Here is a 14,087-nt window from a genome sequence, read left to right on the forward strand (position 1 = left end):
GTAAATTGTACCTATGAATTTTAATTTAGCTGTTTCTGTTTTATTCAAAGGGGAATAGGACGTATGCAGGTTGTAGAGGATAACGTTAGAATTCAAAGAGAAGATAGTTTGGAATATTACAAAATCATTTGTTCCTTTCCTTATCAAAATCACCCGATATTTTATGAAAACGATTCTGTCCGAAAGGCATATATAAAATTGCTGCATCATTATGCCAAAAAAGATGTGCACTATCAGAAGTACTACAAACCTATCATTACATTATATGAACATTGTTTCAATATAGAAGAGGAAGAAATTTGTAAGGAACAAACCTCTCAGAGTAGTCTAAAATTGGCCAAAGAAATTCGAAAAACGAGATGGAAGCTTGAGAAAGCAAAACTTTATGTATATAACTACAAATACATGTTTTTCGCGCACTATTTGTTGTTAATATATGGATATGTATCTATGGATCATCCTTGCGTATTAGACGTAACCTATAAACACAATTTAAAAATTAATTATAAAGATGCAGAAACCATTGTTCGTTTTATCAATGCGCTAAAAGCTGGAGATTTCGAAGCAGCAAAGTCGTATTTGAATCTAAAGAAGTTTCATTATTTGCGTTTTTATTACGATGCGTATAAGAAACAAGTAGAATTTTTGAAAGATGTGGAGAAAAGATATTTAATTGTAGGAACCATGAGTTCTGGTAAATCAACTTTTTTAAATAGTTTAATAGGGCAAGAGATATTTCCTTCTCAAAACGAAGCATGCACTTCAAAAGTGTTTACATACGCTCACCGTCCTTACATTAAACATTTCATTGTACAACATGACCAAAGTGAATTTTTCGATTGTCTAATCGATGGTGTTGAAAGCACAATGAATGAATTGAACGAAAATCCGTTAATTGAACATGTATACGTAGAAGGAAAAATGTCCGATATATTTCAGGTTGAAAGTAGAGTCGTGTTTATTGATACCCCAGGTACCAATAATTCCATGAATCGCAGCCATGAAGATATTACTTTTAAAGCGATTCAAAGTGAACAATACGATGCAATATTTTATTTAATTAACGCTACTCAGCTTGGTACGGACGATGATCGAAGGTTGCTTAGCTATGTGAAAGAGCATATCGAAAATAATAGCGACAAGCAGGTCGTATTCATTGTAAACAAAGCCGATGAAATCGATGAAGAGGCAAATGAATCGCTTCAAGGATTGTTAGAGAGTACAAAAACATACTTAAAGCAAAATGGATTTGAGAAACCCTCTATAATACTGCTTTCCGCTTATGTGGGAAATTTATGTCAAAAAGTTTTAAAAGGGGAAGATTTAACGAGAAGGGAACAAAATCAATTCGATTTCTTTTATGACTATTTTGCGGAAGAAACACAAGACTTGACAAAATATGCAACAATACCTTGCGCGTTTCAAGCGGAGGTCCCGAATGATCAACGGGAGGTGAAAATAAAAAATAAAACATACGATATCAAACGCATTTATACCGTTTTACAACAGTCAGGAATTTATCAAATTAAAAATTACATGTAATTTAGGAGGAGACAGTGAAATGATTGATGTTTATATGAAATACAATCCTTACACCGTTGAAACTGCAATCGAAATAGACGGAAAAAATGTTATGGAAAACGGAAAGTTAAGTAAGTATAAAAATGAGAGACTGCAAGTATGGATTCACGAGTTGATTCCTACATTGATTGAAGAGTTAAATGAAGATAGTATACATATTCGCTTTAAAGGAACATTGCCTGATTATGAAGATTTACTAGAAATTTGTGAACAGTATATAAAGAATCATTCGTCACTTTCTCTTTATGTTGAGCACATTCCAGCAAAAGAAACCGCTGATAAAATTGGAGAATTAAAGAAATTAGTTGAACATATGCAAAACGGCCCTTTTGAAGCTTTGCGTGATAAAAGAATACAGGAAAATTTTCATAAGGCTTTAAATAGCGAATTTGAAATCGCTGTTATTGCCACGATGAGTTCTGGAAAATCAACATTGATCAACGCATTATTAGGAAAAGAATTAATGCCTTCAAAAAACGAGGCGTGCACAGCGACCATCGCTCGAATTAAAAACGTTCCTGAACGTTCCACTTTTTCAGCTGTTTGTTACGATGCTTATGGGAATGAAATTGCGTCCAAAGAAAATGTAACCTATGAGGATATGGATGCCTTTAATAGTAATCCAGCGGTGTCCGTCATTCAAGTGGAAGGAAATATTCCGCCGATCTCCGCAAAGAAAATGAATTTAGTGCTGGTGGATACCCCAGGTCCTAATAACTCAATGAACCATAACCACAGAGAGCATACATATCGTGTTATTAAAGATGATGATAAACCAATGGTGCTGTATGTTTTAAATGGAACGCAACTGAATACAGATGATGATTATTTTCTGCTCAATAGTGTTGCAGAGGCAATGAAAGTTGGTGGAAAACAATCAAAAGATCGTTTTATTTTTGCTGTCAATAAAGCGGATGAGTTTGATCCGGAAAAAGGGGAAGACTTACGTGGCGTTTTAGAACGTGTCAAAAAATATTTAGAAAAGCATGGAATTGAAAATCCGAATATTTACCCTATATCAGCTGAAACTGCGAAGGTTATCCGAATGTATCAAAACGGAATCAATTTAACGAGAAAACAAAGACAAATATTGAACGGAATTGATTTATTTATTGAAGAACCGATTATGCATTTAGAACAGTACGCGCCGTTAAGTCCGTCATTAAAAAATGGGATAGCAGACAAAATCATGATGGCAAGAGATCACCAAGATCGATACACAGAAGCGCTTTATCATTCCGGTATTCCATCTATAGAAGCAGCAATTAATGAATATTTGGACAAATATGCGGTCACATCGAAAATCGCCAACGCGGTTAACTCATTTAAAAAAATTGTCGAACGAGAGCGCATTGCGCAAAAACTTCAAGAGGACATAAAAAACGATGAGCAGAAGCGTCAAGAAATTCATAGAGAAATGGAACGGATCGGAGGGGAATTAGAACAAGGTGAAAAAGCGAAGCAGTTTAGAGAAAAAATTGAAAAGTTAGACTTTAAGAATGTTAAGAGTCGTATTGAAGAAATAAGGACAAAAATTTTTGATGAGGAGTTAAGGAAACTTACCGAAAAATTTTTTAATAAAGACTTTCCTAAGCATGAAGCCTATTCTATTTTGAATCGTGCAAAAAAAGGAGCAGAAGCGATACAAAGCAATGCTATCACTGAGTTAGAAAAAGCAATAACAGGTGAATTACGTAACGATGCTCAAAAATATATTGATGAGTATCGATCGTATATTCGTAATATTGTTGGTTTTGACGAAGGAAAATGGCCAACTTGGGCGCCAATTGAATTTTTTGAAGCAGATTTGCCGGAGGTTGACGATTTAATAAATTCCTACACATATAAAGAAAAAGAATGGGTCGGTACGCGGACAGTGAAAAATAAAAATAAAAAATGGTATAAGCCATGGACGTGGCTTTCGTCTAAGTACATCGAAGAGGATGTATATGAGGATAGAGAATACGTTGATAAAGATCGAGTTCGAGATAAGTTTTTAGGGGATTTTATTTATTCATTAGAAGAAAATTTCGCTAATGCGATAAATCATTTAGAAGAGAAAAAGGTGGAGTTAAAAGAACACTTTATTTCTGAAATTAATCAGCTTGAGGAAGAAATGAAAAAGCGTGTGCAAGAACTTAAAGAAATGGCAAGTCACAACAATGAACTGCAAAAAAGAATCGAAGAAAATGAAAGGAAAAAACAATGGCTTGATGATTTTATTGCCAGATTAGATGCGATTCTCGAAATATAAAATCGAAAGGAAGGAAATAGAAATGGCAAATTCAACAACGTTTTTAGATCAAGCGATTCAAGAAAAAAACGTCCGTAAAATCCGAAGTGCTATTGTTTCATATATTATGGCCGATCCGCTTGATCGAAATAATGAAACTTTGAAAGTGATTGATAAGGTGAAGTCGGCCGGAATTCATATATGGGAAGAGCATGACGGGAGAGATTTCGAGCACGACCGGACAAAATGGGACAAAAAATATTTTTCGCAACTGCAAGCGCAATTAATGACAAATTTCTCTAAAGAGCGATTCCATCATACGATGGAAGTTGGCAAAGAAGTGTATAAAGGAGAATTAACAGCAAAATCATCTGATTCCTCTAATCATTTTTCGAAAGTAAATATTTCGAGAAATGTGGGAAGTAAAAAAAACAATACATCGCTGGGAAAGAATATTGTGGCAGGAATGGTGGTGATAGCCACAGCAGCAGTATTGTATTATTTAATAAAATATCTAATAAAAAAATGAGCGAGGAGCCTGAAATATGCTTTAAACAACAAATGGCGAATAAAAACAGAGAACAGTTTGAAAAAGAACGGAAAATAATGAGCACTTCACGAAACAAATAATACAAAGTTGAGGGTGGTCTCATGAATACACTGGATGTCCGCAAAGAAAATGACCTTATTCAATCGTTTCAGTTGGCAAGTGAATTTGTCGAAAAAAACTACTTATCTGAGCTAACGACACATGAGGTGGTATCAATACCGCCTCATATTGAAAATATAACGGTGAGACAGCATATTCGTTTATTTAAAATTACAAAGATTGTTTATGATCAAAACGAGGATACTTCAGAGAAGCTCATTAATATTTTTAATACCGTAGGAAATTTGAATAGTTCTCTTATTCTTATTCTCGACAGTAAAGGAACAGATGTAGATTTATATATTGGAGTACGTTCGCTCGATTTGCAACGAAGCGTAAATGAAGCGAAAGATGGATTGCAAAAAAGTTTTAACGGCCATTTCCCAGGAACAGAACTGCGTAATTTGCGAAATAGTGAAATTGAGAAAATTATACAAAATATATTTGAATCACGATTGAGCGAATCAAAAAAAGTGGTAACAGCAGTTTCAGGGATTCCAGCACTAAAAGATGTTGATAAAAAAAGCTATATACAGGGGCTGGAAAAATTAATTGACTCGATGAAAGGTGAAACATATTCGGCAATATTTATTGCCGATCCTGTACAACCGAAAACAATTGCTGAAATTTATCGTGGTTATGAAACTCTATACTCACAACTTGTCCCGTTTCAACAAACGGAACTGTCTTTTAGTGAGAATGATACTAAAGCTGTCGCCGAAGGAATCAGCAATAGTGTTACGAATACCATTAATGAAAGCCTTGCTAAAACACAAAGTCACACAAAAGGTTCAACCGAAGGAAGTTCCCGTAATGAAAGTGTTTCTAAAGGAGGAAACACAGGATTTTCTCTCTTTTTATCAGTAGGGAAAAATCGAACATCGACGGAAGGGATAACGGTTAATTCAACGTTAAGCACATCAGATACAGAAGGGACAACTAGAACGACAGGGACATCAAAATCAGAAGCAACAACAACTAGTAAATCAGAAACGATCACAGAGGGAACAAGCAGAAGTTTGCAAATTAAGTTTGAAAATAAATCGGTTACCAACTTGCTTGAGAAAATTGATGAACAGTTAAAGCGTCTAAAAAGTTCGGAAGATTACGGCTTATGGAATTGCGCTTGTTATTTTGTCGCAGAAGACGCCCAAACGGCAAAAGTGGCTGCAAGTACGTACCAGTCGATTATGCGCGGAGATAATTCCTCTGTGGAACATTCTGTTATTAATACATGGGATAATGGTAATCAACAAAAATTAGAAATGATTACGAAGTATTTAACAAAACTGCATCATCCGCTCATTCGCCTGCAAGCGAATAATGGGCTAAACGTTCCTTACGTATCTCCGGGGACGCTCATTAATGGAAGGGAGCTAGCGATTAGTTTTGCGTTGCCGCGAAAATCAGTCAGTGGTTTGCCAGTTATGGAAGCAGTTGAGTTTGGGAGGAATGTTTGGACATATGACAATAAAAATGATGAGAAAAAGCAAATATCTATAGGAAAAATATTTCATATGGGACGTTCCGAAGATACAGAAGTTACTCTTGATTTGCAAAGTCTTTCTATGCATACATTCATTACAGGATCGACGGGATCTGGTAAGTCTAATACGGTTTATACGTTATTAGATCGGCTCGGAAAGGAAAATATACATTTTCTGGTTATCGAACCTGCCAAAGGTGAATACAAACAAATATTTGGTGGCAAGAAAAATGTTCATATTTTTGGAACCAATCCGGCTTTGTCTACCTTATTAAAAATTAACCCGTTTCGATTTCCGGATAATATTCATGTGTTAGAACATATTGACCGATTGATTGAAATTTTTAATGCATGCTGGCCGATGTATGCAGCTATGCCAGCTATTTTAAAAGAGGCGATTGAACAAAGCTATGAAAGATGTGGCTGGGATTTAGAGGAATCGACGAATTTCTATGAAAATCCAATTTTCCCGACGTTCCAAGAATTGCTCAGCACATTGCCGGAAGTCATCAACAATTCCGCTTATTCTCAAGATACAAAAAATGATTATATCGGTGCGTTAGTGACGAGAGTTCATTCACTGACAAACGGTTTAATTGGCCGCATGTTTTCTGATGATGAAACAGATAACACGATATTGTTTGACCAGAATTGTTTAATTGACTTAAGTCGAATTGGTTCAACAGAAACGAAAGCATTAATGATGGGGATTTTATTGATGCGGTTACAAGAACATCGCATGGCATTTACACCAACAATGAATCATGAATTGCAACACGTAACCGTATTAGAAGAAGCTCACCATTTATTAAGACGTACAAATTTTGACCAAACTCAGGAAAGTGCTAATCTTCAAGGGAAAGCGGTTGAAATGCTGACAAATGCGATTGCGGAAATGCGGACTTATGGTGAAGGATTTATTATTGTTGATCAATCCCCGGGGCTGTTAGACCGTTCAGTCATTCGAAACACCAATACAAAAATTATTCTTCGTCTGCCGGACAGATATGATCGTGAAAATGTCGGAAAAGCTACCACGTTGAGTGAGCAACAAATTAATGAGGTAGCAAAATTGAAAACGGGGGTTGCCGTTATTTACCAAAATAACTGGCTTGAACCTGTTCTATGTGAGATCGATGAATTTAAAAGCGCGGAACCTTATATTCATATGAATGATGTCAATAACGACAATGATAAGCAAATGCGGAGTAATATTATCCAGCTGCTTTTAGAAGGACGGGTAGCTGCAGAACAAAAACTCGATTTAAGCCATCTCGATATCCATTCACTTATAAAATGGTTGGAACAGCAAGAGATTCATTTGAAAGAAAAGCAAATATTAATAGATAATTTGTATCAATATATAGAAAAGAGAACAATGAGTTTGTGGGAAACAAATCGTTTTGAGGAATTGGCGCATATTGCAGCTCTTTTTGTGCCAGTAGAAAAATTATTGCGATTTGCAAGAAGTTCTAAAGATTTTAATGAATGGAACGAACGTGTAAGTTTAGCGTTGAAGAGATATGTTGACTTTCAAGAAAACGGTGCATATGAGAAAGCATTTATTCAATGCATCCTTCGGGAGCGATCGAAAGAAAGTGATGAGTTTAAAGATTTTTATTTTAAGTGGATTGAACATTATCGCAGGGAGAGTGTAGTATGATCGAGGCTTTTGTGGCAGAAATAGCTAAGAAGGAAATTGGCTCATCATTAAAGGATATCCCGATATTTGTAAAGGATTTGAATGCTACTGTGGTATTAAACTATGCAGAAGCGGACAAACCTTTATATGAACAAGAAATGAGTAAAAAAGATATTATTGACTTAAATCGTAAAAACGGTGATTTACGGGAAGAACAAGTATATGAGCGATTAAAAGAAATGTATCCTGAACAGCAAGGATATAAGATTATCCGTGAAGCTTATTTACGTGATGCAGAAGGAAATATTGTAAAAGATGATGTAACAGGACAAGCAAGAAGAATTGATTTTGTTGTAGTGAAAGATGGTGTAGTTATTGATTCTATAGAGGTAACATCGGAAACAGCAACAAAAGAAGCGCAACTGGCGAAAGAACAACGTATTCGTGAAAGTGGCGGGAATTATATAAAAGACCCAGAAACTGGTGAGATTTATGAATTTTCACCCCAAATACAGACACATGTATGGAGGTTGGCGTAATGAATCAAGTAAAGGTGTATGATAAAGCAAAATGGCATTTAGAATCGGAAAGCGATGCTTCATATGAAGAAAAATTACAGCACCTTACTGTTATAATGAATTGGTTGAAAGATAAAGGGTTACTAAATAAGTATGGGTTAGAGATTTATGAATTGGGCATTGATGAGGAATTTTCGTTGACCTCACAAATGTTAACGGATGAGGGAAAAGAGTTATTGGATAAGTGTTATGACAAATGGTTGCAGAATCTTCGCTACGGCGAAATTCCTTCATTAGAGGTTTTTAATAAGATGTTATAGTTTTTGTTGCCATTCAAAAGAGAATGTAGAATGGTTATGCAGTGAATATCATATAGGTCGCTAGATGCCCGAATGACTGTGAGAACATTATTGTCTGGAACATAAAAATTCAGTTTATTGTTTATTTTTGGACTGTCGGAGAGGAGAAGGATAAATTATGAAAAAGCTTTTATCACCGTTTTTCGCTTTTGTATTGTTGCTTGTAGCTGCAACGGGTTGTTCATCCGAACAATCGTCTAGTAGCAACAAAAACGACGATAAAAAGCAGGAAGCCAAAGCGCCGCTGTCAAAAGAAGAATTTGCTAAAATGATTTCTAATCCAGACAAGTATAAAGGTGCTAAAGTGGATTTTTACGCCAAAATTTTTGTTGAACCGGAGAAGGATGATGATGGAATTTATATTCAGGCGTTTGCTGACCCGAAAAATAGCGAACAGAACGTGATAGTTGTTGCCGATCCAAAGACAAATGTAAAAAATGAAGATATCATTCACGTGATCGGAACTGTTAGAAAATCATTCGAAGGAGAAAACGCGCTAGGCGGGAAAGTCACTGCTCCGATTATCGATGCAGAAAAAGTGGAAAAGACAGATTATGTAACGGCATTCTCTAAGCCAATTAAAACCATTGATGTGAATAAAGAAATCAATCAGCATGGTTATATTGTAAAACTGAATAAAGTAGAGATTGCGGAAGATGAAACAAGAGCGTATGTTACTATTTCCAACCAAAGCAATGCAAAAATCAATTTTTGGGGTTATAATGCAAAGCTTTTAGTAGGTAATACACAACATGACAGAGCGGATAACTTTGAAGCAGGCTATCCTGAGATTCCATCAGATATTTTACCGAAAACAAATGTAGAAGCAATTATTCCTTTTCCAGCTGTCGATCCAAATGAAAAAGTAATCAAATTTTACTTTGAAGGAAGCTCTGACAACTATGATATTGAAATTAATCCATTCCAGTTTGAGATAAACATTGCTCAATAATAAAAAAGTGTAAGAGAGGAAATGCGCGAAGTAGCTTTTCCTCTCGTTATTCTTATTCACAATCAAAAGATATAGTCTGTTTCTTGCCCTTTTACCACTGTTAAAAAGCGTTTGATAGAACGAAAAACTAGAGAAGAAAAGCACAGAAAAAAAACACCTGAACATGTCAGGTGTTTTTTTTCATCTTAATCACCAAATCCTCATCCGGCGTCACGTAAATCGTTTGCTGGTTTTCGTAAATGACAAACCCCGGTTTGGCGCCGCTTGGTTTTTTCACATAGCGGATGCGCGTGTAATCGACCGGAACGGAGCTCGATTGCCGCGCTTTGCTAAAGTAGGCGGCGAGGTTGGCGGCCTCAGCAATCGTTTGCTCAGACGGGTTTTTGCTGCGGATGACAACGTGAGAGCCGGGGATATCTTTCGTGTGCAGCCAGATTTCATCTTTACGCGCAAGCTTGTTGGTTAAATAATCGTTTTGTTTATTGTTTTTGCCAACGAGAATTTCTGTGCCATCGCTTGCGATGTAGCGTTCCAGCTCGATCGCCCGCTGTTTTTGCTTTTTCGTCTGTTTGCTGTTGCGCGCCCGCAAATACCCTTGTTCGATTAATTCCTCACGGATTTCCTCGACATCTTTCGGCGCGGCGGTTTCCAGCTGCTGGAGAAGCGTGTCGAAATAGGCGATTTCTTCATTTGTGCGCTCGATTTGCTCTTGGACGACGTTAAGCGAGTTTTTCGCTTTTTGGTATTTTTGAAAATAGCTTTGCGCGTTTTCCGACGGCGATTTTTGCGGATCAAGCGGAATCGTTATAGTCGCACCGTTTTCATCGTAATAGTTGACCACTTCAATTTCGTTCATTCCCCGCTCGACGGCATACAAGTTAGCGGTTAGCAGTTCCCCGTAAAGCCGATATTGTTCCGCCCGTTTTGCTTCCTCTAATGTTTGCTTCAGCTTAATCAGCTTTTTCTCATTTTTCGCTTTCTCATTCGCAATAAACCGCTCAAGGTCATGCGCCTGCTGTTTGACGCGGTCGCGCTCGGCTTTGCCGAAGTAAAAGCGGTCTAACAATTCACTTGGTGTAGCGAACGGTTTCGCTTCTGCCTGCAAATGGGTAAGCGGGAGCACGTAAAACCATTCTTTTTCGCCGTTTGTGTATATCGCCGGCGCAAAGCGATGGGCGCGCACCTCATCCATCAAGGAGATAAAGCTTTTTGGCAGCGTCGCACGGTTCGCAAGCCCGGCGCGAAATACCGCTTCTTTCGCAAACAGCGGCGAGATCCCGGAAAAGGTGGCGACGAGCTGGTCCGCCAGTTTGCCGGCATGAAAGTCGATTTTTTTCATGATGGTTTCTTCGGTCGCCTCAAGCGGGTTGATTTTTCCATGCGAAGGCGGCGCGATATATTCATGGCCGGGAAGCACGGTGCGGTAGCGGTTGACGGCAGGAGAAAGATGTTTAATGCTGTCGATAATCGTGTTCGTTTCTTCGTCAACTAAGATGATGTTGCTGTGCCGCCCCATGATTTCGATGATTAATTGTTTTGCATGAATATCGCCGATTTCATCCCGCCCTTTTGTCTCGATGATAATGATGCGGTCAAAATCGACTTGCCGGATCGCTTCGATAATGCTTCCTTCCAAATGTTTTCGCAACAGCATGCAAAACATCGGCGGTTCCGCCGGATTGTCATACGTTTCATTGGTCAGATGAACACGCGCATAGTTCGGATGCGCGGACAACAACAATTTATAATTTCGCCCGTGCGAGCGGATTTGCATGACCAATTCATGGACAGCCGGTTGATGGATTTTCGTGATGCGCCCCCCCGCGAGCGCTTGCTGTAATTCGTTAACGACTGCATAGGTAAACACTCCATCGAATGACATAAAAAACACCTTTCTGTTTGTTTTGTTGCTTCATCAATAACATATCATATCATTTTTTCGGGCATGTCTGAATAAGCTTTCATAGAAAAGCAAAGAGGGAGGAGAAGCGACGATGCAGTGGCATACGCTTGCGACAAATGAAGTGGCGAAAGAAACCAACACCAACCTCACGAGGGGATTAACGACGGAAGAAGCGAAAAAGCGTCTGAAGCGGTTCGGATATAATGAATTAAAAGAAGCGAAGAAACAGTCGGCACTTTTATTGTTTTTGAATCAGTTTAACGATTTTATGGTGCTTGTGCTTCTTGCGGCGACGGTCATCTCTGGCTTGCTTGGGGAGTATGTCGATGCCATTGCCATTATTGTTATCGTCATCATGAATGGGTGTTTAGGCTTTTTCCAAGAGCGGCGCGCCGAAAAATCGCTGGAGGCGCTGAAAAAATTATCGGCGCCACAGGCAACGGTATTGCGTGACGGAGAATGGGTGAAAATTCCAGCGCGAGAGCTTGTTGTCGGCGATATTGTCAAGTTCTCAAGCGGAGACAGAATCGGCGCCGATGTCCGCTTAATTGATGCAAAAGGGCTGGAAATCGAAGAATCGGCGCTGACAGGCGAGTCGGTGCCGACAGCAAAATCGGCGGTTCCGCTGATGAATGAAAATGCTGCGATTGGCGATTTGCATAATATGTCTTTTATGGGGACTCTTGTAACAAGAGGGAGCGGTGTCGGCATTGTGATTGCGACAGGAATGAAAACGGCCATGGGGCAAATCGCGAATCTGCTTCAAGAAGCGGAAACAGTGACGACGCCGCTGCAGCGGAGGCTGGAGCAGCTTGGGAAAATTTTAATTGTCGTTGCGCTCTTGCTTACGGTGCTTGTCGTCGCGGTTGGCGTCATTCAAGGACATGGCTTGTACGAAATGTTTTTAGCCGGCGTTTCGTTAGCGGTCGCCGCGATTCCAGAAGGGCTGCCGGCGATTGTGACCATTGCGCTTGCGCTTGGCGTGCAGCGGATGATCAAGAAAAACGCGATCGTCCGCAAGCTCCCGGCGGTGGAAACGTTAGGTTGCGCTTCAGTCATTTGTTCCGATAAAACGGGGACGATGACGGAAAATATGATGACAGTGACGCATATTTGGGCAAACGGAAAAACATGGACGGTAAGCGGCGCCGGGTTGGAAACATCGGGGCAATTTTATGAAAACGGGCGCCCAATTGACGACAAAAAAGAAACGGTCTTGCAACAGCTGCTGATGTTTGGCGCGCTTTGCAACAGCTCGCAGCTGAAAGAAAAAGGGGGGCGGCGCTACATCGATGGCGACCCGACCGAAGGCGCTTTGCTTGTCGCCGCGATGAAGGCGGGATGGACGAAAGACCGCATCGAAAGCGAATTTATCGTAGAGCAGGAATTTCCGTTTGATTCCGAGCGGAAAATGATGACGGTCATTGTGAAAGATAAAGCAGGAAGGCGATTCATTGTCACAAAAGGAGCCCCAGACGTGTTGTTGCAAGTGTGCGGACAAATTTATTGGAACGGCCGTGAACAAACGATGACAATGGCGTGGAGAAAAACGGTACAAGATGTCATTCATAAAATGGCGAACCAAGCCCTCCGCACGATTGCCATCGCCTATCGCCCGCTGCAAGCGCAAAAGCGGATAACATCGGAAAAAGAGGCGGAGAAAGATCTTGTGTTTATCGGAATCCAAGCGATGATCGACCCGCCGCGCCCAGAAGTGAAAAAAGCGGTGCAGCAATGCAAAGAAGCGGGCATAAAAACGGTGATGATTACCGGCGATCATGTGCTTACCGCAAAAGCGATCGCGAAGCAGCTCGGGGTGCTGCCGCCGGACGGAAAAGTAATGGACGGCCCGACGCTGTCGCGGCTTTCGGTAGATGAACTCGAAGGAGCGGTCGATGATATTTATGTATTTGCCCGCGTTTCGCCGGAGCATAAATTAAAAATTGTGAAAGCATTGCAACGGCGCGGACATATTGTCGCGATGACGGGAGACGGTGTCAACGACGCCCCGGCGATTAAGGCGGCCGACATCGGCGTGGCGATGGGACGGTCGGGAACAGATGTCGCGAAAGAAGCAGCCGCGCTGGTGCTATTGGATGATAACTTTGCGACAATTCAAGCGGCGATTCAAGAAGGCAGAAATATTTACGAAAACATCCGCAAATTTATCCGCTATTTGTTAGCATCAAATGTCGGCGAAATTTTTGTCATGTTGTTGGCGATGCTACTGGCTCTTCCGCTTCCGCTTGTGCCGATCCAAATTTTATGGGTGAATCTTGTCACAGACGGCCTTCCGGCGATGGCGCTTGGACTTGACCGCGCAGAAGAAAATGTTATGAAGCGCCCGCCGCGCCATCCGAAAGAAGGAGTGTTCGCGCGTGGACTTGGCTGGAAAATCATCAGCCGCGGTTTTATCATTGGATTGGTAACGCTCGCAGCGTTTATCACCGCATATGAACGAAGCGGACACGCGCTTGTTTATGCGCAGACGGTGGCGTTTGCGACGTTAGTGATGGCCCAGCTTATTCATGTGTTTGACTGCCGTTGCGAACGATCGATTTTGGACCGCAATCCGTTTGAAAATATATATCTTGTCGCAGCGGTTATGATATCGATATTATTGTTGCTTGTCGTCATTTACTACCCGCCGTTGCAAGGAATTTTTCATACAGTGCCGATCGCTCTGTTTGACTGGCTGCTTATTATTGGTTTAGCGGCACTTCCGACATTTTTGTTTTCTGGTTCGCTTTTTGCGAGAAAATAA

The 14,087-nt window shown here is 40.0% G+C and carries 9 protein-coding genes; 8 read left to right on the forward strand and 1 reads right to left on the reverse strand.

The annotated features are described in order from the left end of the window. Nucleotides 1–63: 63 nt before the first annotated feature. From AOT13_RS08780 to AOT13_RS08810, 7 genes are all read left to right on the forward strand, one after another. Complete coding sequence (locus AOT13_RS08780) at nucleotides 64–1,542, forward strand: dynamin family protein (RefSeq protein WP_042383328.1); 1,479 nt, start codon at nucleotides 64–66, stop codon at nucleotides 1,540–1,542. Between the two features lie 19 nt (nucleotides 1,543–1,561). Continuing rightward, complete coding sequence (locus AOT13_RS08785; RefSeq protein WP_013877235.1) at nucleotides 1,562–3,835, forward strand: dynamin family protein; 2,274 nt, start codon at nucleotides 1,562–1,564, stop codon at nucleotides 3,833–3,835. 22 nt (nucleotides 3,836–3,857) lie between these two features. Next, nucleotides 3,858–4,343 carry a hypothetical protein gene (locus tag AOT13_RS08790; protein ID WP_013877234.1) on the forward strand — a complete coding sequence of 162 codons (486 nt, stop codon included), beginning with the start codon at nucleotides 3,858–3,860 and terminating at the stop codon, nucleotides 4,341–4,343. 122 nt (nucleotides 4,344–4,465) lie between these two features. Beyond that, entirely contained in the window at nucleotides 4,466–7,612 is a 3,147-nt protein-coding gene (locus tag AOT13_RS08795; RefSeq protein ID WP_013877232.1) for an ATP-binding protein, read from the forward strand. Further along, complete coding sequence (locus AOT13_RS08800) at nucleotides 7,609–8,130, forward strand: hypothetical protein (RefSeq protein WP_013877231.1); 522 nt, start codon at nucleotides 7,609–7,611, stop codon at nucleotides 8,128–8,130. Before AOT13_RS08795 ends, AOT13_RS08800 begins: the two co-directional genes overlap by 4 nt. Then, nucleotides 8,130–8,429, forward strand: coding sequence for a hypothetical protein (locus tag AOT13_RS08805; RefSeq protein ID WP_013877230.1), 300 nt, complete (start codon nucleotides 8,130–8,132; stop codon nucleotides 8,427–8,429). Before AOT13_RS08800 ends, AOT13_RS08805 begins: the two co-directional genes overlap by 1 nt. Nucleotides 8,430–8,586: 157 nt before the next feature. Then, nucleotides 8,587–9,420, forward strand: coding sequence for a hypothetical protein (locus AOT13_RS08810; protein WP_013877229.1), 834 nt, complete (start codon nucleotides 8,587–8,589; stop codon nucleotides 9,418–9,420). 166 nt (nucleotides 9,421–9,586) lie between these two features. Here AOT13_RS08810 and AOT13_RS08815 read toward each other — a convergent pair whose 3' ends face one another. Beyond that, on the reverse strand, nucleotides 9,587–11,302 hold the full coding sequence (locus tag AOT13_RS08815) for an Rqc2 family fibronectin-binding protein (RefSeq protein ID WP_013877228.1): 1,716 nt from the start codon (nucleotides 11,300–11,302) through the stop codon (nucleotides 9,587–9,589). A gap of 112 nt (nucleotides 11,303–11,414) precedes the next feature. Between AOT13_RS08815 and AOT13_RS08820 the strand changes: the two genes are divergently transcribed. Beyond that, the gene (locus AOT13_RS08820; protein WP_003251855.1) at nucleotides 11,415–14,087 is read left to right on the forward strand and encodes a calcium-translocating P-type ATPase, SERCA-type; all 2,673 of its coding nucleotides are present in this window, start codon (nucleotides 11,415–11,417) and stop codon (nucleotides 14,085–14,087) included.

The organism is Parageobacillus thermoglucosidasius, assembly GCF_001295365.1.
Lineage (GTDB): Bacteria > Bacillota > Bacilli > Bacillales > Anoxybacillaceae > Parageobacillus > Parageobacillus thermoglucosidasius.